This window comes from Micromonospora sp. NPDC005710, assembly GCF_040630995.1.
Classification (GTDB): Bacteria; Actinomycetota; Actinomycetes; order Mycobacteriales; family Micromonosporaceae; genus Micromonospora.
The window spans coordinates 63,860-86,978 of the sequence record NZ_JBEXYP010000022.1 but is presented as its reverse complement, the minus strand read 5'-3'; the positions used below and the strand labels follow the sequence as shown (position 1 = coordinate 86,978).

Annotated in this window: 22 protein-coding genes; 16 read left to right on the top strand and 6 right to left on the bottom strand. The window is 71.6% G+C overall.

The window, feature by feature from the left end; all coding sequences use genetic code 11:
• Positions 1-93 precede the first annotated feature (93 nt).
• From ABZ406_RS25420 to ABZ406_RS25375, 10 genes are all read left to right on the top strand, one after another.
• Positions 94-534: a hypothetical protein gene (locus ABZ406_RS25420; RefSeq protein ID WP_357766377.1), complete on the top strand. Its 441-nt coding sequence runs from the start codon at positions 94-96 to the stop codon at positions 532-534.
• A gap of 10 nt (positions 535-544) precedes the next feature.
• Entirely contained in the window at positions 545-2,038 is a 1,494-nt protein-coding gene (locus ABZ406_RS25415) for a hypothetical protein (protein ID WP_357766374.1), read from the top strand.
• Positions 2,039-2,048: 10 nt separating this feature from the next.
• Positions 2,049-3,527, top strand: coding sequence for a type VII secretion-associated serine protease mycosin (gene mycP, locus ABZ406_RS25410; RefSeq protein ID WP_357766371.1), 1,479 nt, complete (start codon positions 2,049-2,051; stop codon positions 3,525-3,527).
• A gap of 160 nt (positions 3,528-3,687) precedes the next feature.
• The gene (locus ABZ406_RS25405; RefSeq protein ID WP_357766368.1) at positions 3,688-4,500 is read left to right on the top strand and encodes a TIGR03936 family radical SAM-associated protein; all 813 of its coding nucleotides are present in this window, start codon (positions 3,688-3,690) and stop codon (positions 4,498-4,500) included.
• 131 nt (positions 4,501-4,631) lie between these two features.
• On the top strand, positions 4,632-7,733 hold the full coding sequence (locus ABZ406_RS25400) for an Rne/Rng family ribonuclease (RefSeq protein ID WP_357766365.1): 3,102 nt from the start codon (positions 4,632-4,634) through the stop codon (positions 7,731-7,733).
• A gap of 116 nt (positions 7,734-7,849) precedes the next feature.
• The gene (locus ABZ406_RS25395) at positions 7,850-8,347 is read left to right on the top strand and encodes a hypothetical protein (protein WP_357766362.1); all 498 of its coding nucleotides are present in this window, start codon (positions 7,850-7,852) and stop codon (positions 8,345-8,347) included.
• Between the two features lie 166 nt (positions 8,348-8,513).
• Positions 8,514-8,828: a 50S ribosomal protein L21 gene (gene rplU / locus ABZ406_RS25390; protein ID WP_007464063.1), complete on the top strand. Its 315-nt coding sequence runs from the start codon at positions 8,514-8,516 to the stop codon at positions 8,826-8,828.
• Between the two features lie 11 nt (positions 8,829-8,839).
• Positions 8,840-9,094, top strand: coding sequence for a 50S ribosomal protein L27 (rpmA, locus tag ABZ406_RS25385; protein WP_007464062.1), 255 nt, complete (start codon positions 8,840-8,842; stop codon positions 9,092-9,094).
• Between the two features lie 95 nt (positions 9,095-9,189).
• Positions 9,190-10,665: a GTPase ObgE gene (obgE, locus tag ABZ406_RS25380; protein WP_357766359.1), complete on the top strand. Its 1,476-nt coding sequence runs from the start codon at positions 9,190-9,192 to the stop codon at positions 10,663-10,665.
• Positions 10,666-10,735: 70 nt separating this feature from the next.
• Positions 10,736-11,185, top strand: coding sequence for a GNAT family N-acetyltransferase (locus tag ABZ406_RS25375; protein ID WP_357766356.1), 450 nt, complete (start codon positions 10,736-10,738; stop codon positions 11,183-11,185).
• A gap of 56 nt (positions 11,186-11,241) precedes the next feature.
• Here the strand turns inward: ABZ406_RS25375 and ABZ406_RS25370 are convergent, their stop codons facing one another.
• Positions 11,242-11,733 carry a DUF4383 domain-containing protein gene (locus ABZ406_RS25370; RefSeq protein ID WP_357766353.1) on the bottom strand — a complete coding sequence of 164 codons (492 nt, stop codon included), beginning with the start codon at positions 11,731-11,733 and terminating at the stop codon, positions 11,242-11,244.
• A gap of 229 nt (positions 11,734-11,962) precedes the next feature.
• Between ABZ406_RS25370 and ABZ406_RS25365 the strand changes: the two genes are divergently transcribed.
• From ABZ406_RS25365 to ABZ406_RS25355, 3 genes are read left to right on the top strand one after another with little or no spacing between them, the layout of a single operon-like run.
• Entirely contained in the window at positions 11,963-12,808 is an 846-nt protein-coding gene (locus ABZ406_RS25365; protein ID WP_357766350.1) for a hypothetical protein, read from the top strand.
• Between the two features lie 31 nt (positions 12,809-12,839).
• A complete protein-coding gene (locus tag ABZ406_RS25360; protein ID WP_357766347.1) occupies positions 12,840-13,307 on the top strand; it encodes a phage holin family protein in 468 nt (155 codons plus the stop codon).
• Positions 13,304-13,921: a DUF3618 domain-containing protein gene (locus ABZ406_RS25355; protein WP_357766344.1), complete on the top strand. Its 618-nt coding sequence runs from the start codon at positions 13,304-13,306 to the stop codon at positions 13,919-13,921. Before ABZ406_RS25360 ends, ABZ406_RS25355 begins: the two co-directional genes overlap by 4 nt.
• Before the next feature lie 91 nt (positions 13,922-14,012).
• Here the strand turns inward: ABZ406_RS25355 and ABZ406_RS25350 are convergent, their stop codons facing one another.
• A complete protein-coding gene (locus ABZ406_RS25350; RefSeq protein ID WP_357766342.1) occupies positions 14,013-15,092 on the bottom strand; it encodes a glycosyltransferase family 2 protein in 1,080 nt (359 codons plus the stop codon).
• 135 nt (positions 15,093-15,227) lie between these two features.
• Positions 15,228-16,475, bottom strand: a complete 1,248-nt coding sequence (locus ABZ406_RS25345) for a cytochrome P450 (protein ID WP_357766339.1) — start codon at positions 16,473-16,475, stop codon at positions 15,228-15,230.
• A 145-nt stretch (positions 16,476-16,620) separates the two neighbouring features.
• On the opposite strand from ABZ406_RS25345, the gene ABZ406_RS25340 reads away from it, so the two are divergent.
• The gene (locus tag ABZ406_RS25340) at positions 16,621-17,022 is read left to right on the top strand and encodes a hypothetical protein (protein ID WP_357766336.1); all 402 of its coding nucleotides are present in this window, start codon (positions 16,621-16,623) and stop codon (positions 17,020-17,022) included.
• A gap of 123 nt (positions 17,023-17,145) precedes the next feature.
• On the opposite strand, the gene ABZ406_RS25335 is transcribed toward ABZ406_RS25340, so the two are convergent.
• A complete protein-coding gene (locus ABZ406_RS25335; protein ID WP_357766333.1) occupies positions 17,146-17,364 on the bottom strand; it encodes a DUF397 domain-containing protein in 219 nt (72 codons plus the stop codon).
• Positions 17,365-17,433: 69 nt separating this feature from the next.
• On the opposite strand from ABZ406_RS25335, the gene pepN reads away from it, so the two are divergent.
• Positions 17,434-19,950 (top strand): aminopeptidase N, encoded by a 2,517-nt coding sequence (gene pepN, locus ABZ406_RS25330; protein ID WP_357766330.1) that lies wholly within the window; start codon positions 17,434-17,436, stop codon positions 19,948-19,950.
• 49 nt (positions 19,951-19,999) lie between these two features.
• On the opposite strand, the gene ABZ406_RS25325 is transcribed toward pepN, so the two are convergent.
• On the bottom strand, positions 20,000-21,205 hold the full coding sequence (locus ABZ406_RS25325; protein ID WP_357766327.1) for an NAD(P)/FAD-dependent oxidoreductase: 1,206 nt from the start codon (positions 21,203-21,205) through the stop codon (positions 20,000-20,002).
• A gap of 216 nt (positions 21,206-21,421) precedes the next feature.
• Positions 21,422-22,165, bottom strand: coding sequence for a PadR family transcriptional regulator (locus ABZ406_RS25320; protein ID WP_357766324.1), 744 nt, complete (start codon positions 22,163-22,165; stop codon positions 21,422-21,424).
• 347 nt (positions 22,166-22,512) lie between these two features.
• Between ABZ406_RS25320 and nadD the strand changes: the two genes are divergently transcribed.
• Positions 22,513-23,109 carry a nicotinate-nucleotide adenylyltransferase gene (gene nadD, locus ABZ406_RS25315; protein WP_357766321.1) on the top strand — a complete coding sequence of 199 codons (597 nt, stop codon included), beginning with the start codon at positions 22,513-22,515 and terminating at the stop codon, positions 23,107-23,109.
• Positions 23,110-23,119 lie beyond the last annotated feature (10 nt).

Here is a 23,119-nt window from a genome sequence, read left to right as displayed (position 1 = left end):
GCCGGTGGCTGGGGCTGCCCGGACTGGGTCAGACTCGATACGCTGCGTCTGACATGGACCGACCCGGCGGGTCGGGGACGGGGGAGAAATCGCATGGGGAGCATCCCGCCGCCGAGCATCGGCGATCTGCACGTCAGCGTCGAAGACCTGGACGCCGCCGCCACGTACGTCGAGCGGCTCAGGCAGTACATCGACGACACCATCAAGTACGAGATGGAACGCATCAAGACGCGGATGAAGGGCGACAGCAACAACGCCCAGACCGTCCCGAACGGCACGCCGTTCGGCGCGTACGAGGACGCCGTCATGCAGTGGCGGGCCCTGGAGACGTCAACGGCGAACATGGAAGCGCACCTCACGACGCTCTCCCAGCGGCTCACCGCGCTGAAGGAGGGCACCGAGCAGATCGCCAAGGCGTTCCGCGACACCGAGGCGCGCAACAGCGCCAACGGCAAGGACATCGAGCGGCTACTGGAGACGGCGGCGCCGCCACCCACTGCCGGCGGCGCACCCACCTACCCGTACACGGCCTGAGGGGGACGTCATGGCTGGAGGAACCTGGGAGCGGTGTGTCCGCGAGGTGACGCTCTCCGCGGACCCGGAAACTGTCGGATCGGTCGGCGCGGGCTGGAGCAATCTGTCCAGCGGCCTACAACAACTGCGGGACGCGCTCGTCGGTCGGTCGTTCGTCGGCCCGATCGCCACGGGCCAGGAACGCCCGCACGTCGGCGGCCTGCCCGGCATGCTCGCCGGGTGGAAGGGCAGCGGCGGTGACGCGTACCGCGAGCACCTGGGCAAGATCGGCAAGCAGATCGAGGATCTGATCACCGACGCGACGAACGTCAGTGGCGCGTTGACGCGGATCGAGGGTGACATCCGCAAGTCGGTCTCCACGATCCCGATCCCGCTGATGGACGACTTCGGCTGGAACGAGTGGAGCCTGCCCAACGGCACCGAGCTGGACGATGCCCGCGACGGCGAGAGTTCGTCGGGTTTCCTCGCGGCCCTACGCAAGGACTACCAGAGCAACCCCGGCTCGTACGCCGACGGCGCGTTCCGTGACAAGGCCGACGACCTGGAGGCGACCATGAAGGTCGACGGTCAGGCCGGTGACCAGAAGCGGGGCGGCTGGTGGGACACCGGGGCCCACCTGGACAACTGGTACCGGGACAACCAGGAGGCCGCGAACACCGCGATGGCGCCGCTGCCCCAGGCGGTCTACACCGAGCGTCCCAAGCTGACAGTCGTCCCGCCGAATATCGAAGACGGACCGGTAAAGCCTTTCGATCAGAGCAACCTCCGCCGCGACACCAGCGTCCCACCGACCGGGCGCCCCGACATCGCTGGTGGCGAGTTCGGCGGCAAGCCCGAAATCGGCGGGGGCGGCCCCACGATCGGTAGCAGGCCGCCGGGCATCGGCGACACGGGCGGTCCGACGTCCACCGTCGACCCGTTCTCCCCGACCAAGCCCGGCGGGATCGGTGATGGCTCGCTCTCCGGCGGCACCGGTCAGCTGACGTCCCCGTCGACCGGCTCCACCTACCCGGGCAGCGACGCCGGCTACAGCAGCGGTCTGGCCGGTGCCAGCCCGAGCGGCGTCGGTGGCCTGGGTGGTGGCATCGGCGGCGGTGGGGTCGGCAGCGCCGGCCTCGGTGGTGCCGGTGGCGGCTTCGGCGGTGGCGCCGGGGTGGGCTCGGCCGGCGGGATCGGTGCCGGCGGTGGCGTCGGCGGCGGTGCCGGGATCGGCGTGGGCGGCATCCCCGGCATGGTCGGCGGCGGAAACGGCAAGCTGCCGCCGATGACGAGCGCCGCGAACGCGTTGCGCACCGCCGCTGGTGCCGGTGGTGCCGGGATGGCAGGCGGCGCGCGGGGCGCGGGTGGCGCCGGCGTGATGGGCGGCGGCCTCGCGGGCGGCGCGGGCGGCGCGGGTGGCGCCGGACACGGCGGGGGAACCGGCTCCGAGCACTCGTCGTGGTTGACTGAGGACGACGATCCGTGGGGCCCCGGTGACGGTGCGTCCCCGGGCATCCTTCGATGAGGACGGACGGATGAGGGTGAACGTCGGAAGCCTCCGGCCGGTGGTCGCCTGCCTGCTGACGGGGTTCCTGGTGGTCGGGGCCGCCCAACCGGCGGCCGCTGCGCCCCGACGTGCCGAGCAGTGGTATCTGGACGAGCTCCGGATCGACCAGGCTCACGAGATCGCCACCGGGCGCGGCGTGGTCGTCGGCGTGGTCGACAGCGGCGTCGAGGCCAGCCACCCGGACCTTCGGGGTCAGGTGCTGCCGGGTGGTCGCAGTTACGGCGCCTCCGGAGACGGCCGGGCCGACGAGAACGGGCACGGCACACACATGGCCGGCATCATCGCGGCGAAGAGCGGTGGCCGCGACGGCGTGGACGGTATCGCCCCGGGTGCGAAGATCCTGCCCATCAAGTTGCGCGCGGGCGGTAAGACGAGCACCGAGGGTGTGCTGGCCCGTGGCATCCGGATGGCCGTCGACGGCGGTGCCACAGTGGTGAACGTTTCCCAGGGCGCCGGCGGCCGGGCCAGTTCCGAGGAAGCGAGCGCGATCAAGTACGCGTTGGACCGCGACGTCGTCGTGGTCGCCTCCGCCGGCAACACCGCCGACGGTCAGGTCGCCGTGGGAAGCCCGGCCAACACGCCCGGTGTGATCGCGGTGACCGGCACGACCAAGGGTGGCAGGTTCTGGTCCGGCTCCGTCCGAGGGCCGGAGGCGGTGGTCGCCGCTCCGGGCGACAGTGTCTACAACATCACCAACGAGGCGGGCTACGGCTGGGGAGACGGCACCTCCGACGCCAGTGCGATCGTCTCCGGACTCGCCGCGCTGATCCGGTCGAAGTATCCGGACCTCAACGCTCCGAGCGTGATCAACCGGATCATCCGGACCACCCGGGACGCCGGCCCTCCCGGACGGGATCCGCAGTACGGCTTCGGGGTGATCGACCCGGTCAGGGCGCTGACCGCGAACGTGCCACCGGTCACCGCCAACCCGCTCCTCGGGCCGGCCGCGGCGCCGGTTGACCCGGTCCCCACCCGCGCCGCGGGCGCGGGCGAGGACGAGGAGTTCGACGTCACCCAGCACGGCGATCGCGGTGGCCCCACCGACCAGCAGGTGATGGTCGTGGGCATCGGCATCGCAGTGGTGCTGGTGCTGCTGCTGGCTCTGGTGGTGTTCCTCATCTGGAACCGTCGACGGTACCGGCGCGAGGCGGCCCGGGCCGCCGACATCCCGGACGAGGCGCTGGACCAGGCCCTGTCCGGCGCCTACCCGTCGCCGGGCGCTGGTTACGCCCCGCCGCCCGGCTATCCGCAGCCCCCGGGGTACGCCCCACCCCCCGGGTACGCCTCAACCCCCGGTCAGGGACCGCCCTCCGGCTACGGCCCCTCTTCCGGTTACGCCCCGCCTCCCGGTTACGCCCCCGCCCCCGGCTACGGCCCTCCGGGCGGGCCGCCCCCCGGTTACCGGCCGCCGGACGGGCCGCCGCCTGCCCCGCCGCAGGAGCGGTAACAGGTCCTGATCGTGGTGGCCGGCTGGTGACCCTTTCGGGTCACCGGCCGGCCATCGGGCTTTTCCGGCCGGGGCTCTCGACCCGGCCGACCGTTTTGCCCACGTCTGCCGGGGCCATTCGGTCGCCCCGGCTGCGTACCGTCACGAGCCCTGCGCCAGGATGGGCGGACACGCAGGTACACCCGAGGAGCCCACGATCGCCAGAAAACCTCAACCCGAGGGCGGCCAGGCACCGGTCGTCCAGCGCGTCCGCATCCGGTACGCCAAGCGCGGGCCGCTGCGCTTCACCTCGCACCGGGACTTCGCCCGGGCGTTCGAGCGTGCGCTACGCCGGGCCGCCGTGCCGGTCGCGTTCTCGCAGGGTTTCCACCCGCATCCGAAGATCTCCTACGCCAGCGCCGCGCCCACCGGGGTGGCGAGCGAGGCGGAGTACCTGGAGATCGCCCTTCAGGCCGAGGTCGACCCGGAGGCGCTGCGCGCCGCGTTGGACGCCGCGCTCTCACCGGGGCTGGACGTTTTGGAGGCCGTGATCGCCCAGGGCGGCAACCTGCCGGACCGGATCGAGGCGTCGCACTGGTACATCGAGTTGCCGGAGGTCGACTCCGCGGTGCTACGCACCGCCGTGGACGCCTTCGTCGCGGCCGAGGAGGTGCTCGTCGAGCGGATGACCAAGCAGGGGCGACGCACCTTCGACGCCCGCGCGGCAGTGATATCTATCGATGTCCAGCTACCGACGCCGACGCCTTCCGGGGTGCCGGCCGTACCGTGTGCGATACTCGAACTGGTCGTGCGGCAGGTCACCCCGTCCGTACGGCCCGATGACGTCCTTTCCGGCCTCCGCGTGGTGGCCGACCTGGAGCCGCCGGTCTCGCCGAGGGTGACCCGGCTGGCTCAGGGCACGTTGACCGCGCAGGGTGCGATCGTGGATCCGTTGGATGCGGACCGCGACGGGGCAGCCATCGTTGGGCACTGACCGACGGTCGGTGTTCTGGCAGGCAGACTTCGGCGGTCGCGCACCACGCGCGCCCGGCGGAAACACTTTTGCGGCGACCCTGCGTGGCAGCGCTCACCCGCGCCCGGGCTAGCCAGAACTGGAGAACGTCCATGCTCGAGAACGAGCCCGAGGGCGGCGAACGGACCGGTTCACAGCCGGCCGGCGAGACCGCCGACCAGAGCACCACGGCCGACGCCGCCGTCGCGCCGCCCGCCACCGCGGTCGGTTCGGCCCCGGTGGAACCGACCGGCGCGGAGAGCGTTCCCGGTGATGCCGAGCCGGCTGCGCCGGTCCGGCGCACCCGGGCGACCCGCCGCCGGGCCGCCCCGCTGAACCAGCCGGAGCAGACCGACGCTCCGGTCGAGGCGCCCACCGGCGGGGCCGGCAACGTCGAGTCGCCGCAGGCGGAGGTCTTCGCCCCGGTCTCCGGTGACCTGGACGTCGCACCCAAGACCCCTCGTCGTCGCCGCAAGGCCACCCCCGTCGAGACGACAGCTGACGAGCCGCTGGTCGCCGCTGCCGCTGAGACGGCATCGGCCGAGGTGGTGCCGCCGGTCAAGGTCACCCGTACCCGGCGCAAGAAGGCCACGCCGGCGGCCGTCGAGGAGCCGGCCGCCGCTGAGCAGCCGGTCGCCGCCGACGAGGTGCCCGCCGTCGAGGAGCCGGTCGGCACCGAGGAGCCGGCGGAGTCCGACCTGCGCGAGGCCGAGGCCGAGTTGACGGGCGACGAGACCCTCCCGACCGCGCCCGCCGCCGAACTGCCCTGGACCAGTGGCGCGGAGGACCGCTCCGGCGAGGTGCCGCCCGGGGTGGCCGTGCCCGGTGTGACGGATGAGCCGAACGAGCCGGCCGAGATCGAGCCGGAGCAGCCGCGTACCCGCCGTCGGCGGGCTGCGCTCTCCGCGCCCACGGTGCTGTTCATGGCACCGCAGCCGGACGCCGTGCCGGTGACCCGGCCGGTGGAGCCCGCTCCGGTGGCTGAGGAGCTGGTCAGCGAGGAGGCCGCCGAGCCGACTCGCCGCCGTCGGCGTGGTCGCCGAGAGGTCGAGCCGGTGGAGCCGATCGAGGCGATCGAGGCCGAAGAGGAGCCGATCGACGAGGCCGACGAGGCCACCGAGGCGGACGAGGACGACGAGGACAGTGCCGCCGCGCGCCGCCGCCGTCGGCGTGGTCGCCGGGGCCGGGGCCGCGGCAAGGGCGGTGCCGACGACGGCGAGGACGACGAGTCCGAGGAGGCGGCGCAGGCGGATGACGAAGAGACCGCCGAGGTCGAAGCCGAGGGCGACGAGGACGAGGAGTCCGAGGGTGGGGACGGGCTGACCCGTCGTCGCCGTCGTCGCCGCCGTCGTGGCGCCGGTGACACCGAGGGCGCGGCCGACGACGGCGTGCCGACGGTGGTGAAGATCCGCGAGCCCCGCCGGACCGTCGACGAGGTGCAGGGTGTGTCCGGCTCGACCCGGCTCGAGGCCAAGCGCCAGCGCCGCCGGGACGGTCGGGAGCAGCGTCGTACCCGCCCGCCGATCCTCAGCGAGTCGGAGTTCCTGGCGCGCCGCGAGGCCGTCGACCGGGTGATGGCGGTCCGCCAGCGCGGTGACCGCACCCAGATCGCCGTCCTGGAGGACGGGGTGCTGGTCGAGCACTATGTCACCCGCAACTCCTCCGGCACGATGGCCGGCAACGTGTACCTCGGCAAGGTGCAGAACGTGCTGCCGAGCATGGAGGCCGCGTTCGTCGACGTCGGCCGGGGCCGCAACGCGGTGCTGTACGCCGGTGAGGTCAACTGGGACATGTCCGGCCTGGAGGGGCGGGCCCGCTCGATCGAGCAGGCGCTGCGCTCCGGCGACTCGGTGCTGGTCCAGGTCACCAAGGACCCGATCGGGCACAAGGGCGCCCGGCTGACCAGCCACATCGCGCTCTCCGGCCGGCACCTGGTCTACGTGCCCAACGGCAACGCGTCCGGGATCAGCCGCAAGCTGCCGGACAACGAGCGCAAGCGGCTGCGGGACGTGCTCAAGAAGCTGGTGCCGGACGGCGCGGGCGTGATCGTCCGGACGGCCGCCGAGGGCGCCACCGAGGACGAGCTGGCCCGCGACGTCAAGCGGCTCCAGGCGCAGTGGGAGGACATCCAGGCCAAGGCCGCCGAGGGTGGCTCTCCGGCGCTGCTCTACGGGGAGCCCGACCTGGTCATCCGGGTGGTCCGGGACCTCTTCAACGAGGACTTCCGCGAGTTGGTGATCGAGGGCGAGCAGTCGTACGACATCGTCGATTCGTACCTGTCGCACGTCTCGCCGGACCTGGTCGACCGGGTGCGCCGGCACGTCGGCACGAGCGACGTCTTCGCCGAGTACCGGATCGACGAGCAGATCATCAAGGGTCTGGACCGCAAGGTCTTCCTGCCCTCCGGCGGCTCGCTGGTGATCGACCGCACCGAGGCGATGACTGTCGTCGACGTCAACACCGGTAAGTACACCGGCTCCGGGGGCAACCTGGAGGAGACCGTCACCCGCAACAACCTGGAGGCGGCGGAGGAGATCGTCCGTCAGCTCCGGCTGCGGGACATCGGCGGCATCGTGGTGATCGACTTCATCGACATGGTGCTGGAGTCGAACCGTGAGCTGGTGCTGCGCCGGCTCACCGAGTGCCTGGGACGGGACCGCACCAAGCACCAGGTCACCGAGATCACCTCGCTCGGCCTGGTGCAGATGACCCGTAAGCGGATCGGCGCGGGTCTGCTGGAGGCGTTCAGCGAGACCTGCGAGTGCTGCAAGGGCCGGGGTGTCGTCATCCACACCGAGCCGGTGCCGGAGAAGCCACGCCCCGCCGGTGCGGGGGAGAAGGTCAAGGCGGTCGCCTCGGCGGTCGCTCCCGCCCCGGCCGCCGAGCAGGCTGCCACCCCGTCCCGCCGCCGGGCCCGCAAGAGCGCCCCGGCCGAGCGGGCCGTCGTGGAGGTCGTCGACACCGACACCGACACGGTCACCGAACCGAACGCCGACTACCAGGACACGATGGGTTACGACCTGTCCCGCTACGAGTCGGACACCGCCGCCGCGCCGGCGATCTCCGACGCTCAGCAGGGTGAGTCGGCCCGGTTGGCGGCGGCGGACGACCCGGACGCGCTCGCTGACGCAGAGGGCGACGAGGAAACCACCGAGGGTGGTGGCGGCCGTCGTCGGTCGCGTCGCGGTGGCGCCCGTCGGCGGACGCGCCCCTGAGCGCCTGACCGGCCAGTTGTTTGACGAGGTCCCTCTCCCGGCAATGTGACGGGGGAGGGACCTCGCCGTTGCGGCCATCCGGTCCCTGTTCGGCCGTCCCAGGTCAGGAGAAGAAGATGCGCCGTCTGCTCGCCGTCACCGCGCTGCTCACCATGCTCACCGGCGCGGTCGGCTGCTCCAGCGACGGGCCCACCGGGGGGGCCGCCGCCCCGGGCACCGGCTCGGCTGCCGCCGGCACCTCCGCCGGCCCGACCGGCACGCCGGCCAGCGGCGGGGTGGCCGGTGGCAACGCCACCGAGGTCTGCACCGCCGCGCAGCAGGCCAGCACCACTGCCGTCCGGACGTACGTGGCGGAGGTGGGTCACATGCTCGCGGCGATGGGCGCCGGGGACAACCAGGCGGCCGAAGCCGCCCGGGGGCGGGCTGAGACGGCGCTGGCCGACTGGCGGACCGTGCTGCGGGAGCAGTCGGGGCGGACCAACGATCCGCAGCTCAAGACACTGCTCACCGACCTCGGTGCCGAGGTTTCCGCGCTCGGCGCCGACGTCGACTCGATCGACGAGACCGAGCTCGACAGGCTCCAGCAGCGCCTCGATCAGCTCTGCGCTCGCTGACCAGGGCGGGCCGGTTTGGGGTCCGAGCCGGCAATGGCGTACTCTTGCCTGCGGCCCACCTTTGGTGTGCCGAGTTCCCGTGTGCCCGCGCCGCCGTGCACTGCTACCCGGCGAGCCGCCGCGGGGACAACCGCCAGCAGCCTCAACGACAGGGAGTCCGCCTCCGATGTACGCGATCGTCAAGACCGGCGGCAAGCAGTACAAGGTCGCCGAGGGCGACGTGATCGAGGTCGAGAAGCTCACCGGTGCCCCCGGTGACGCGGTGAAGCTCACCGCGGTGCTCCTCGTCGACGGTGACGACCTGGTGACCGACGCGGCGAAGCTTGCCGAGGTCGCGGTGTCCGGCGAAATCGCCGCGCACACCAAGGGCCCGAAGATCCGGATCCACAAGTTCAAGAACAAGACTGGCTACCACAAGCGCCAGGGTCACCGTCAGCCGTTGACCCAGGTCAAGGTGACCGGCATCTCCAGCGGGAAGTAGGTCGTCCTCCAATGGCTCACAAAAAGGGTGCGTCCAGCTCGCGTAACGGTCGTGACTCCGCGGCCCAGCGACTCGGCGTGAAGCGCTTCGGTGGTCAGGTTGTCAGCGCCGGTGAGATCATCATCCGGCAGCGTGGCACCAAGTTCCACCCCGGTGACCTGGTCGGCCGTGGCGGCGACGACACGCTGTTCGCGCTGTCGGCCGGTGCGGTTCTGTTCGGCACCAAGCGCGGTCGCAAGACCGTCAGCATCGTTCCGCAGCAGTAGTTCTCGGGCTAAGCGGGCCGCGGACCTCCGGGTCCCGGCCCGCTTAGCCTTTTTCGCGAAGTGCGAGGTCGGACCTCGCTGGAAGGATTGACGCCGTGGCAACGTTCGTTGACCGGGTCGTTCTGCATCTGCAGGCCGGCGATGGCGGGCACGGTTGTGTCTCGATCCACCGCGAGAAGTTCAAGCCCTTCGGTGGGCCGGACGGCGGCAACGGCGGGCACGGGGGCAGCGTGTCCCTGGTGGTCGACCCGCAGGTGACCACGCTGCTCGACTTCCACTTCCACCCGCACGTCAAGGCCGACAACGGCAAGGGCGGCGCCGGCTCGAACCGGGACGGGGCCAACGGCCGCAACCTGGTGCTCAAGGTGCCCAACGGCACTGTGGTGCAGACCTCCGACGGCGCAGTCCTCGCCGACATGGTCGGCGCCGGCACCACGTTCGAGGTAGCCCGTGGCGGGCGTGGCGGGCGGGGCAACGCCTCGCTGGCCAACGCCAAGCGCAAGGCACCCGGGTTCGCCGAGCTGGGGGAGCCCGGCGACCAACTGGACATCGTGTTGGAGCTGAAGAGCGTCGCCGATGTGGGTCTGGTGGGCTTCCCGTCCGCCGGCAAGTCGTCGCTGATCTCGGTGATCTCCGCCGCGAAGCCGAAGATCGCCGACTACCCGTTCACCACCCTGGTACCCAACCTCGGCGTGGTCCGGATGGACAACCACACCTTCACCGTCGCGGACGTGCCGGGCCTGATCCCCGGCGCGGCCACTGGCAAGGGCCTGGGCCTGGAGTTCCTGCGGCACATCGAGCGCTGCGCCGTGCTGGTGCACGTCATCGACTCGGCGACCCTGGAGCCCGGCCGTGACCCGGTCGCCGACATCGACGCCATCGAGGCCGAGCTGAGCCAGTACGGCGGTCTGGCCGACCGCCCTCGGCTGGTCGCCGTCAACAAGGTCGACGTGCCAGACGGCCGCGACCTCGCCGAGATCGTGCGCCCCGACCTGGAGGAGCGCGGTTACCAGGTGTTCGAGGTCTCCGCGGCCACCCGGGAAGGGCTCAAGGAGCTGACCTACGCGATGGCTGAGCTGGTCGACGCGGAGCGTAAGGCCGCCCCGCCCGCCGAGCCCACCCGGATCGTGCTCCGCCCGATGGCCGTGGACGACGACGGGTTCACCATCACGGCCGAGGCGGACGGCTCGTTCACGGTGCGCGGTGTCCGGCCGGAACGCTGGGTCAAGCAGACCACCTTCGACAACGACGAGGCGGTCGGCTACCTGGCCGACCGGCTGGCCCGGCTCGGGGTGGAGGACAAGCTGGCCAAGGCCGGCGCGCAGCCCGGTGACCTGGTCCGGATCGGCGTACGCGAGTTCGACTGGCAGCCGACGCTCTTCGCCGGTGTGGACTTCGTACCCGGTAACCGGGGCACCGACGTCCGGCTGGAGGAGAAGTCGAACCGGGCCTCCGCCGCGGATCGGCTCGCCGCCCGTAAGGCCCGCCGGGTGCGCTCGGCGGACGAGGTGGGCGCTGACGCGTCCGACGACCTCGACGACGACATCGACGACGAGGACGACGCCGAGTAGTTCGTTGCGCTCCGTGATGGGGTTGATTTCCGGAAACCTCCGCGAAATCCACGCGTCCTAACGTGGGATGATGCTGATCGAGTCCCGGCCTGCCATCGATCCGGAGATCGCCGCCATGCTCACCTCGCAGCAGCGTGAGTTGCGCGAGGCCGATGGTGGGTTGGACGGGCAGGTCTTCGTTCCGCACGACGACGTCAGCTACCTGGCGGTGGTGGTGAACGGTCGGGCGGTCGCCTGCGGCGGGCTCCAGTCACTCGACGCCGAGACCGGCGAGGTCAAGCGGATGTACGTCCGTCCCGCGTACCGGGGGCGGGGCATCGGTCGTCAGTTGCTCGCCGCACTCGAGGAGTGCGCGTTCCGGCAGGGGCACTCGGTGGTGTGCCTGGAGACGGGCGTGTACCTGCCGGCCGCCATAGCCCTGTACACCGCGTCTGGCTACCACCAGATCCCGGTCTTCGGCGAGTACGTGGGCAACCCGTACAGCGTCTGTTTCGCCAAGCGGTTGCCTGTCGCGGCCTGACGGCCGCCGCGCCGGTGCTGGCGTGCGCGACGGCCACCCGGCCTCGACAGCCCGAGTCAGTGCCGGTCGGCGGGGTTGTCCAGGCGTCCGCCGGTGCCGGCCTGGTTCGACAGCAGCAGCCCGAGCGCGAGCATCCCGAAGCCGAGCGCGAGGTGCAGCCAGTTGTCGGCGTCGTTGACCGGCAGGATGTTCGCCCCGCCCTCCGGATTGACCGCCTCGATCGCCAGGCCGTACAGCCAGAGAGCCAGGTAGATCGCGCCGCCGGCGGCCAGGAACACGCGGGCGCCGGCGACTCTGCGGGCCAACACCAGGCCGACCAGCCCGAAGAGCAGGTGCACCACGTTGTGCAGGATCGACACCTGGAACAGCCCGAGCAGGTGGGCCTCTGAGTGGTGCCCGGCGAACCGCAGCTCGCCGTAGTCGGTGGTGATGCCGGGGATGAAGCCGAGGACGCCGATCAGCAGGAAGACCGCGGCCACTGCCAACGCGGCCACCTGGACCCGTGGTCGGTGGCGGGCCGCTCGGCCGCCCCGTGCGTCTCGTGCCATCGCTGCCCCCTCCGTGGATCTGCCGGCCTCGCGAACCTCACTGTCCGCAGCGGCGACGTGACGCAGCCCGACGATCCTCCATTGTGAAGACCAACAGGTGGGCCGCGCAGAGAAATGCATGAAGAGGTATGGAAGCCAAAACGCAGGGTAGGTGAATGGTCAGCGGCGGCGGCAACGCGTCCGCATCCCCCAGCACAACCGCGATGACTTGTTGAGCGGAAGGGAAATCATGACTTACGATCTTTCACCCACGTCCTCCACTTACGGGCAGCAGTCGACCAACGGCGGCGGCGTCCGTGACCAGGCGCGCGCTGTCGGTTCCGAGGCCGCGCAGGCTGGCGGTGCGGTCGCCCAGACCGCCAAGGAGCAGGGCACCGAGGTCGGCCGGGAGGCCGCCCGGCAGGCCCGCAACCTGTACGGCGAGGCCCGCACCCAGCTCGCCAGCCAGACCGGTGAGCAGCAGCGACGCGCGGCCGGTGGCCTGCGGTCGCTTGCCGACGAGATGCGCTCGATGGCCGAGAACGGTGGCCAGGCCGGCCCGGTGAGCGAGCTGGCCCGTCAGGCGGCCGACCGGGTGCACGGCGTCGCCGGCTGGCTCGAGGAGCGCCAGCCGGGTGACCTGATCACCGAGGTACGCGACTACGCGCGTCGTAACCCGGGCACCTTCCTGGTCGGCGCGGCGGTGCTCGGTGTGCTCGCGGGTCGGCTGACCCGGGGCATCTCGGCCGGTGGGGACGACTCCGGTAACGGGTCCTCGGCCTACCGGGGCGCTGGGGCGTACGACCCGGAGCAGACCGCCGTGATCCCGACGCAGCCGCCGGTGTCCCGCGCGGTGCCGGACGCTGTCCCGTCGGGTGGCTACCTCGACCCGACCCCCGGTACGCACGCCCCGGCGACGTCCGGTGGCTACACCGACCACACGCCGGGTGGCTACGCCGACCCGGCGCCCGGTGGCTACGCCGAGCCCGGCCGGGGCGACGCCCCGGAGCACTCCGGCACCGGTCAGCCGCTGCCGCCGGTGACCCAGACCGACCCGCTGCCCGGCGTGCCGTCCAGCGGCAGCCCTCGCCCGTGAGCAGCCGAGTCATCCGAAGGGAGGCGACGGCATGAGCATGCCGACGCAGGGGTCCGGCCTGGACTCCGGTTACCACCCCGACGCGGGTGCCCCGCACACCGCCGCGGAGGTGAAGGGCAGTTCGCTCGGCGACCTGATGCGTCAGGTCACCACCGACCTGTCGACGCTCATGCGTCAGGAGGTCGAGCTGGCCAAGGCGGAGATCCGCCAGGAGGGCAAGAAGGCCGGCAAGGCCGCTGGCCTCTTCGGTGGTGCCGGTTTCGGCGGTTACATGGTGGCACTCTTCGTGTCCATCGCCGTGTGGCAGTTCCTGGACAACGTCATGGATTCCGGCCTGGCCGCGCTGATCGTGGCAGTGATCTGGGCCGCTGTCGCCGCGGTCCTCTACTCGATGGCCAAGAAGAACGCCCAGCACGTCCGCGGGCTCAAGCAGACAAACGACAGCGTGCAGCGGATCCCCGACGCGCTCAAGCCGCACCCGGAGGGAGTCACCCGATGAGCACCGATCCCGATCAGATCCGCCGCGAGATCGAAGCAACCCGTAACAGCCTCAGCTCCGATGTGGATGCGCTGGCGTACAAGGTCAGCCCCAGCCGCATCGTCGACGACCGCAAGCAGCGGGCCCGTTCCGCTCTGCAGAATGTGAGGGACAAGGTCATGGGAACCGCGTCTGACCTCGGCCACGGCACCGGCCACGCCGCCCATTCGGTGGGTGACCGCGCCTCGTCGGCGGCCTCCAGCGTCAGCGACGCCGCGCACTCGGCGGCGACCACCGTCAGCGACGCCGCGCACAGCGCGCCGCGGGTGATCCGGCAGAAGTCCCAGGGCAACCCTCTCGCTGCCGGTCTGATCGCGTTCGGGGTCGGCTGGCTGGCCTCGTCGCTGATTCCGGCGTCTCGCCGCGAGCAGCAGGCCGCCGCCCAGGTGAAGGCCAAGGTCAGTGAGCACAGCGGTGCGGTGAAGGAGAAGCTGGGCGAGGTGGCCAGCGAGTTGCGTGAGCCGGCGCAGCAGGCCGCCGAGTCGGTGAAGTCCACCGCTCAGGACGCCGTGCACGCGGTCAAGGACGACACGAAGTCCGCCGCCCACGATGTCAAGGACCACGCCACGCGCTAAGCCACCCCGAAATACCACGACAGCTCGCGGCCACCCTCAGGTGCCCGCGAGCTGTCGGCGTCCCCACCCGACCTGCCCCGCGATCTTGCACTTACTGCTGGTTCTTCGTCCTGTCTGGGATGGTTCGCCCCCACAGAAAGTGCAAGATCGCGCGGGTGTGGGGGGTTGGGGTCGCGGCTCGGCGAATCCGGGTGTCGCCGTAGCGGACGCCGCCCAGCAGGAGGCGCTGGGCCACCGCCAGCCAGCTGCACACACCACGTTCCAGCAACCAGAACGGTGCCGCCAGCGCCGTGGCCGGCGGGAACACCCGGCTGCCGCCGGCATGTCGGCGACCCGTCTCGGCCAGGGCCACGACCCCGGCCGCCGCGCCGAGCAGCAGGGCGGGTCGACGCGACGCGACCACCACCGCCGGCACCACCGCGAGCACTGTCAGCAGGCGAGCCGGCTGAGCCAGATCGTCGTACGCCTGACGGACCCGTTGACCGCGGAAGTGCGCGGCGTCCGGGGGCAACCGGCGCACGTACAGCCAGGCCGGGACGGCCTCGGTGCCCCGGTGGGCACGCACGGCACGGATCAGCTCCAGGTTCTCGAAGAGCACGTCCGGGTCGTACCCGCCCATGGCGAGGAACGTGCCGCGCCGCACGGCGAGGGTGCCCGGGTAGTCCGCTCCGAGCGCCCGGTTGAGCAGCGTGCGGCCGGTGTCCCACCAGGCGTGCCAGGGCAGCGGGTCGAAGTAGTTCTGCGGTCGTACCAGGTCGACCCGGCCCAGCAGCCGGTGCACGGCGATCAGCGCGGCCTCGTCGTACCGGACGTCGTCGTCGGCTATCACCACGTGCTCGTGGCCGGCCGCACGGACGCCGGTGTGTACGCCGAGCACCTTGCCGTTGAGCCCCTGCTCGCCCGGGTCCGGTGGGAGGTGCCGGATCAGCCCTCCCCACATCTCGGCGTGCCGGGCGAAGAGATCCGCCGGCGAGCCGTCGACCACGAGCACCTCGACCCGCTCGCCGAGCCAGCGCAGGTAGTCGGTCAGCTCGGCCAGGCCGGTGTCGGTGTGCCACCGCAGCGGCAACACGTACGTCATCGGGAGGCGGGCCGGCGGCGCGCCCCCGTGCTCGACCTCCCACCGGCGCGTCGCGCGCCGGACGTCACCGGTCGGGCCGGACGCTGACATGACACCTCCGTGGCGGACACTGCGCGGTTGGTGCGGAGAGCACCTGCCCGCATCGCCGTCGATCAAACAACGGGTCGTTCCGACTGCTGAGGCACACGTCCGCCTCGCCGATCACCACGGTCGGCGGGGCCAAGGTCAGGCGGCGCGGTGGACGTTGGTGACTGTGAGTCCGAGAGGCGGCAGCGCCGGAATCCGGTGCAGGTCCAGGGCCAGGTTCTGCACTGGTACGTCGTAGCGCATGGCGGTGGCCAGGTTGGTGACCGCCCGCTTCATGAGGTCGATGGTGATCCACTCGCCGGCGCAGCGGTGCCCGGCCCAGTGGTCGCCGCCGCCCTGCGGGATCAGCTCGAACGGGTCCACCCGGCGGCCGGCGAACCGCTCTGGGCGGAACAGTTCCGGTTGCGGCCAGATCGCCGGATGGTGGTTGGTGCCGTAGAGGTCGAGCAGTACCCGCCGGCCCTTCGGGAAGTGGTGGCCCTGCCAGTCGAAGGACCGCCGTACCCGGGCCGCCGCCATGGAAAAGAACGGGTAGTAGCGGCGTACCTCCTGGACGAAGTGCTCGGTGGCCTCGTCGTCGTCCCGGACCCGTTCGCGCCAGGCCGGGTGGTCGTGCAGGGCGAGGGCGGCGAAGGTCAGGTACTGGTCGATGGCGACCACGGGGCGCAGCACGTTGAGCAATTCCACCGCCGCGATCCGCCGGGGGAGAAGGTCGCCGTGCTCGTCACGGTGTTCGGCGATCACCGCCAGGGCGCTACCGGGCGGCGCCGGATCGATGCCGACCCGGGTTCGTTCGACGAGGCCGGCGAGCCAGTGTTCGGCGCGATACCGGGCGACCCGCCCCCGCCAGTGCCGGGGGCCCAGCACCGCCGGCGCCTCGATCATGGCGTGCAGCTCGGCGGCGCGCCGTTCCACCTGCGACGCGGGCAGCGGCACCCCGGCCCAGGCGCAGACCACCCGGGTGAGCAACCGACCCAACTCGTCGTAGAGCGACACCGGACCGGCGGCCTCCCAGGCGGCGACCCGGATCCGCCACTCGTCGTCGAAGAGTCGACCGAGCCGCTGGATCGCCGCCGGTGTCATGATCGACATGAACATCGCCTTGCGCCCGGCGTGCTCCGACCCGTCCAGCCCCTGCACCCCACCCCGACCGGTGAGGGTCCGCTGGACCCGCAGTGGCATCGCTGTGGCGCGTTGGAAGCGGTGGTTGTCGTAGAACAGCTCCGCCGCCGGCCGGCCGCGCAGGCAGATGGTCGGAGCGAGCAGGATCCTGGTCGCGAAGACGTCACTGCCGTACCGATCGCAGCGCTCGCTGATGAAACGGTAGCCGGCGCGGAGCAGCGCGAGGGTGCTGTCCGGGCTGCGGTCGGCCGGCATGGTCGCCATCAGGTCTCCTCACGCGCAGGTACGGCTGGTCGCCGTGGACCACCGCGCTTACCCGCGCCGACGCCGCTGAATCCCTCCCGGCTGGCCCCTCCCAGGGGCGGCGAAACCTGGTTTGCTGCTGGTGGGACGAGCACGGGGAGGGCGGATGCGCGACAACAGGTCGCCACACTGGCGGCAGCGGCGAGCGGCCGGAGCACTCGGCGGGAGCCGCGACGGACGATCACTGATCGGGCCGCCGCGGCGGCCCACCCGCCCACACCGGTTCTTCACGGTGCACCTGGGCTTCACCGCGCCCGGCCCGGCCGAGGCACGTGAGCTGGCGGTGGCGTACGCCGAGGCGCTGAGCCTGCTCCGCTCGGAGGTGGCACTCGGTGCGGCGGCCCTGTCCCCGGCGGACGCCTGGCAGCGTGCCGAGCGGCTGTTCTGCGGCGCGCTCGGCCCGGACGGCGAGCGCTGCGTCGACGTGGCGGACCATCCGGGCTTCCACCACGCCCCAGGCCCCGGTGGCCTCGGCTGGGGTGACGGCGACGGCCCCGGCAATGGTTGACCGCCAACCCCGGCCGATCAAGCCGGCAAGGGAGCGTCGGCCAATCCGCCCGGGTGGCCGTGCCGGTGCCCCGACCACTGGCACCGGCACGGCGATCCGCCGCCGACGGGTCAGCCGGCACTGTCAGTCCAGGCCGAACTCGCCGTCCTGTGCGCCGGCCACGAAGGCGTCCCACTCGGCCTGGGTGAATACCAGCACCGGCCCGTCCGGCTCGGCCGAGTTGCGCATCCCGATCAGGTCGTCGACGAAGGCGACCTCAACGGCACTGTCGGAGGTGTCCCCCTCGGCCCGCTGCCAGACCGCCCGAGAGAGGTCGAAGTCGCCCTTGGGGTGCTGCGCCATTGTTCTTTCCTCCAGTGCCGAGGGTCAGGTGGTGACCGGGTGCCGATCCCCATCGGGCAGGATAAGCGGATGCCGAGCCTGACCCGTGTAGAGGCGACCGCGCGTGGCGCGGCGATTACTGTCGAGTCCTATCAGGTGGACCTCGACCTGACCGGCGGCGGCGACCTGTTCCGCTCCCGCGTCGAGATCCGCTTCCGGGCCACCCCCGGCGCCGCGACCTTCGCCGAGGTCAAGCCCGCCACACTGCTCGGCGTACGCCTCAACGACAGCGACCTCGACCCGGCCCTGCTCACCGACAACCGGCTGCCCCTCGGCGACCTGGCCGCGGAGAACACGCTCGTCGTCGAGGCCGAGATGGCGTACTCCAAGACGGGGGAGGGGATGCACCGCTTCGTCGACCCGGCCGACGGCGAAACGTACCTCTACGCCATGTCCTTCCTCGACAACGCGCAGCGCATCTTCGCGGCCTTCGACCAGCCCGACCTCAAGGCCCCGTTCACCCTCTCGGTCACCGCGCCACCGCAGTGGATCGTCTCCGGCAACGCCGAGGTGGCCGCCAACCCGGCCCCCGGGCGGTGGGAGTTCGCCCCGAGCGCGCCGCTGGCCACGTATTTCTTCTCGCTGATCGCCGGGCCGTACCACGTCCGGCGGGCCGAGCACTACGGCATACCGCTGGGCATCTACTGCCGCCGTTCGCTCGCCGAGCACCTCGACGCCGACGCCGACGAGATCTTCACCGTCACCAGGCAGTGCCTCGACCGGTTCCACCAGCTCTTCACCGAGCGCTATCCGTTCGGCAAGTACGACCAGGCGTTCGTGCCGGAGTTCAACGCCGGGGCGATGGAGAATCCGGGCATCGTCACCTTCCGCGACGACTACGTGTTCCGTTCGGCGGTCACCGACACCGAGCGCGAGCAGCGGGCCACCACCATCGCCCACGAGATGGCGCACATGTGGTTCGGTGACCTGGTCACCATGCGCTGGTGGGACGACCTGTGGCTGAACGAGTCCTTCGCGGAGTACCTGGGCACCCGGGTCACCGCCGAGGCGACACGCTTCGACCAGGCCTGGACGACGTTCGCCATGCGCCGTAAGGCCTGGGGGTACGCCGCCGACCAGCGACCCTCCACCCATCCGGTCGCTCCGCCGGAGGTGGCCGACGCCGACGAGGGCCTGCTCAACTTCGACGGCATCTCGTACGCCAAGGGAGCCAGCGTCCTGCGGCAGTTGGTCGCGTGGCTCGGCGACGAGGCATTCCTCGCCGGCCTGAACGCGCACTTCGCCGCCCACCGCTTCGGCAACGCCACCCTCGCCGACCTGCTGGCCGGTCTCTCCGCCAGCAGCGGGCGGGACCTGTCCGACTGGGCCGAGCTGTGGTTGCGCCGACCGCAGGTCAACACGCTGCGTGCCGAGGTCGCCGTGGACGCCGACGGCCGTTACACCGAGGTGGCAGTGGTGCAGACCGCACCCGAGTCTCACCCGGTGCTGCGCCCACACCGGATCGGCGTGGGCCGCTACTCGATGGGCGGCGCCGGGCAGCACGACGAGGTGGACATCGACCCGGACACCGACGGTGGGCGCACCGTGCTCGGTGCGCTGACCGGTCAGCCGGCGGCCCGGTTGTTGCTGCTCAACGACGGTGATCTCACCTTCGCGAAGGTACGGCTCGACCCGGCGTCGGCGAACGCCGTCCGGGAGGTGCTGCCCGGTCTGCCCGATCCGTTGGCGAGGGCGGTGCTCTGGCGCGAGGCACTGGACGCCACTATCGACGGCGAGCGGCCGGTCACCGGCCTGGTCGACCTGATGGCCGCCGCGCTGCCCACCGAGACCGAAGTGATCATCGCGGAGGACGTGCTGACGCTCAGCCGGTCCCTGGTCGACCGGTACCTCGACCCGCTGACCCGCTCCACGGCGCTGGCCAGGATCACGGGGGCGTGCCAGCGGCTGCTCGACGGCGCGCCGGCCGGCGGGTCGTTGCAGCTTGCCGCCGCCCGGGGCTGGATCGCCGCGACAACCGACGCCGACCTGCTCGTCGGTTGGCTCGCCGGCCGGGACGTGCCAGCCGGTCTGAAGGTCGACGCGGAGCTGCGCTGGGCGGTGCTGCGTCGCCTGGTGGTGCTGGGTGCCGCCGGCGAGGCGGAGATCGCCATCGAGGCCGCCGCCGACAACAGCTTCAGCGGCGCGGAACGGGCCGCACACTGCCGGGCGGCCCTGCCTGACCCGGTGGCGAAGCAGGCCACCTGGGAGATCATCGTGCGGGACACCGAACGATCCGGTCGACTGCTGGAGGCGATCAGCGAGGGGTTCTGGCAACCCGAGCAGGCCGACCTGACCAGCGCGTACGTCGATCAGTACTTCGCGGAGATGCCGGCCGCCGCGCACCTGCGTACCCCCTGGACGGCCGACCGGGTGGCGGCCCTGGCGTTCCCCCGCTACGCCGTGGCGCAGCCCACCCGGGAGTCGGCCGCGGCGCTGCTGGCCCGCGACGACCTGACCCCCGGGCTGCGCCGGGTGGTGACCGACGCCGACGACGACCTGCGCCGTGCGCTCGTCGCCCGGACGGCGGTGGCGGCCGCCTCGGCCTGAGCGCTGACCAGCGCGGGGTGGCTGGCCGGCCACCCCGCGCGGCCACCGTTCACCGCAGGACTGGCTCCGCCGTGACCGGCGCGTCCCAGTCGATGACGTAGCGCTGCTCGTCGGCGACGGTCTTCTCCGGGTCCAGCACCGTGCGCACCATCAGCGGCATCAGCAACGGCATCAGCGTCCGCGCGACCGCGCCGGGAGCCTTCGCGTGGTTGATCCGGGCCGCCCGGGCCGCGACCTTCTCGACCCGGGTACGACGCAGCCGCACGTACGCGCCGAATGCGGCCTCGACGTCCGGCAGGTCACGCAGGCAGCGAGCGAGCTGCACAGCGCTCTCGATGGCCAACGACGCACCCTGCCCCGAACTGTTCGACGGCGCGTGCGCCGCGTCGCCCACCAGCACCATCCGGCCCCGATACCAGTGCGGCACGGGCGGCATGATCTGCAACGACCCGACCACCTGAAGCTCGTCGGCGTTGCTCGTCGCCACCAGCTCCCGGCCCGGGTCGTCGTCGCCGTAGGTGGCCCGCAGCGTGTCCAGCCACTGCTCCGCCGGCATCGCCCGGGCCTCGACGAGGCTCATCGGCCGCTGCTGCGGCAGGTTGGCCCCCCACCGGGTGCCGCCGCCCGGCTCCGGCCAGTACAGGTAGTAACCGCGCCGCCCGAACGCGAACGTCATGGTGCCCGGCTCGGCGTCCACCTCGTGCCGGGCGACGGCCTCGACGCCGAGCAGTCCGGTGAACCGGGGGCCGGGCGCGGCCGGGTCGATGAGACCCCGGACCGTGGAGCGGATTCCGTCCGCGCCGACTAAGATGTCGGCCGTCGCGGTGCTGCCGTCCGCAAAGCGTGCGACAACGCCGTCGCTGGTCTGCTCGGCGCCGACCAGCCTCTTGCCGTACGCGAACGGCACCCCCTCGGCGAATGCCTGGTCGTGCAGCACCTGGTACAACTCGGAACGGTGCACCACACGCAGCGGCGGCGCCCCGGTCAGCGTGGGCATGTCGATGCGGCGGCGGCCGACGGCCAGAGCGCTGCGGCCGATCGGTGTGGCAATCGCCGTCACCGCCTCATCGACGCCGACAGCGTGCAGGGCCGCCACGCCGTTCGGCGCGAGCGCGAGGGTGCCGCCGATGCCGCTGGCCGTGGTCGGGTAGGCCTCGTAGACGGTTGCGGTGATGCCGGCGCGGCGCAACGCGAGCGCTGTCACCGGCCCGGCGATACCACCGCCGATGACGATCGCGGTTCGTACCGTGGTCATGCTCTCTCCCTGGGTGTGGTCGGTGCGCGGGTGCGCGGACCTGGTGTGGTCGGTGCGCGGGTGCGCGGACCTGGTGTGGTCGGTGCGCGGGTGCGCGGACCTGGGAGGGAGCCCGGTTATCCTCGTGGTTGCCGCTTCGGGCCGGGTGCCTTCCCAGGCGTCGGTTCGGGGTCAGGGCCCCGGTGAGGTGTTGGCGCACCTCGCCGGGGCCGTTCTTCAGCCGGTGCCGTCGGCTCTCCGGCTGCTGCTGTCGGTGCGTTCGACGCGGTCGGGGCCGGCCTCCGCGGATGGGGTGGTCGGGGTGTCGGGGTCGGCGTTCGGGTTGCTGCCCCTCGCCGCCAACTCGGTCAACTCGGCCGGCATCTCGCCGGTCTCGTGGAAGGCCCGCCAGACGTCCAACCCCGGGTAGCTCCCCGACGTCAGCTCGGCGAGCAGCCCCCGCAGCCAGGCCGCCTCGGCGTCCCGCATGGCGAGGTCGTACTCCGACTCCACCAGGAACAGTCGCGGAATCTCCCGCAGGTGCGCGTCGAGCGTCTCGCGGTCCTGGCGGATCGCGGCCTCCAGCAGATCCAACCGCTGCCGCAGCAGGTCGGTGGCCTCGTCCGGGTGCAGAGCGGCGAGCACTGACAACCCGGCCCGAAAACGTGGCTGCTCCGCCATCGGCGTGGAGACCAGCTCGCGAGCCCAGTCGACCAACTCCACCCGCCCCGCGTCGGTGATCCGGTAGACGGTGCGTTCCGGGCGTCGGCCCTCGCGCACACTCTCCACCGCCTCGATCAGGTGGTGTTTGTCCAGGTTGCCGATCACCGTGTAGAAGGACCCCCACTTGAACTCCATGTCCTGGTCCTTGCCCCAGGCACGCAGTGCGGTGGCGATCTCGTATGGGTGCATCGGCCGCTGGACCAGGGCGGACAGCACGGCCAGCGCCAGCAGATTGCCGACCTTGCGCCGCTTCGGCACGACGACCCCTCTCGCTCGTCGACGGTTACTCGTTGACGAATATACGCCGCCGGGCAGAATCCCGCGAGTGCCATCTGTGGCGCCGTGCGGTGCGGCAGTGTGCGGTACGGCGCCGTGCGCTGCGGCGACCTCCCTTGATCGACTCGGCTTCCATGAACGCGCGGCGTCCGGGCCTCCTCAACAGGCCGACTTTCAGGAAGCCGAGTCGATCACCTCGCCCTCGCCGAGTTGATCAACGCAGTGCGTTGGGTGGTTGCGGCATGCTCTGCCGTCGCTCGGAGGGGGAGTGACGGACGGTGGTGCCGGGCCGGGCTGGTCGGCCCCGACGCTCGGCCTACGATCATTGGGTGGAGGAAGATATCCGGCGGATCGGGATCATGGGTGGCACCTTCGACCCGATCCACCACGGGCACCTTGTCGCGGCCAGCGAGGTGGCGGACCGGTTCGGCCTGGACGAGGTGGTGTTCGTCCCCACCGGGCAGCCGTGGCAGAAGGCGGACGAGCCGGTCAGCCCGGCGGAGGACCGCTACCTGATGACAGTGATCGCCACCGCCTCCAACCCTCGCTTCCAGGTCAGTCGGGTCGACATCGACCGCAATGGGCCGACCTACACGGTCGACACGCTGCGTGACCTTCAGGCTGAGTACGGGCCGAAGGTGCAGTTGTTCTTCATCACCGGCGCGGACGCCCTGCAACGCATCCTGTCCTGGAAGGACCTGGACGAGATCTTCGAGTTGGCCCACTTCGTCGGCGTGACCCGGCCCGGGTTCCCGCTCACCGACAAGCACCTCCCGGCGGACACTGTCAGCCTGATCCAGGTGCCGGCGATGTCCATTTCGTCGACGGACTGTCGGGCGCGGGTCGCCAGGGGTGAGCCGGTCTGGTATCTGGTGCCCGACGGTGTGGTGCAGTACATCGCCAAGCGGAGCCTCTATCAGCGCTGAAGGCGCCCTT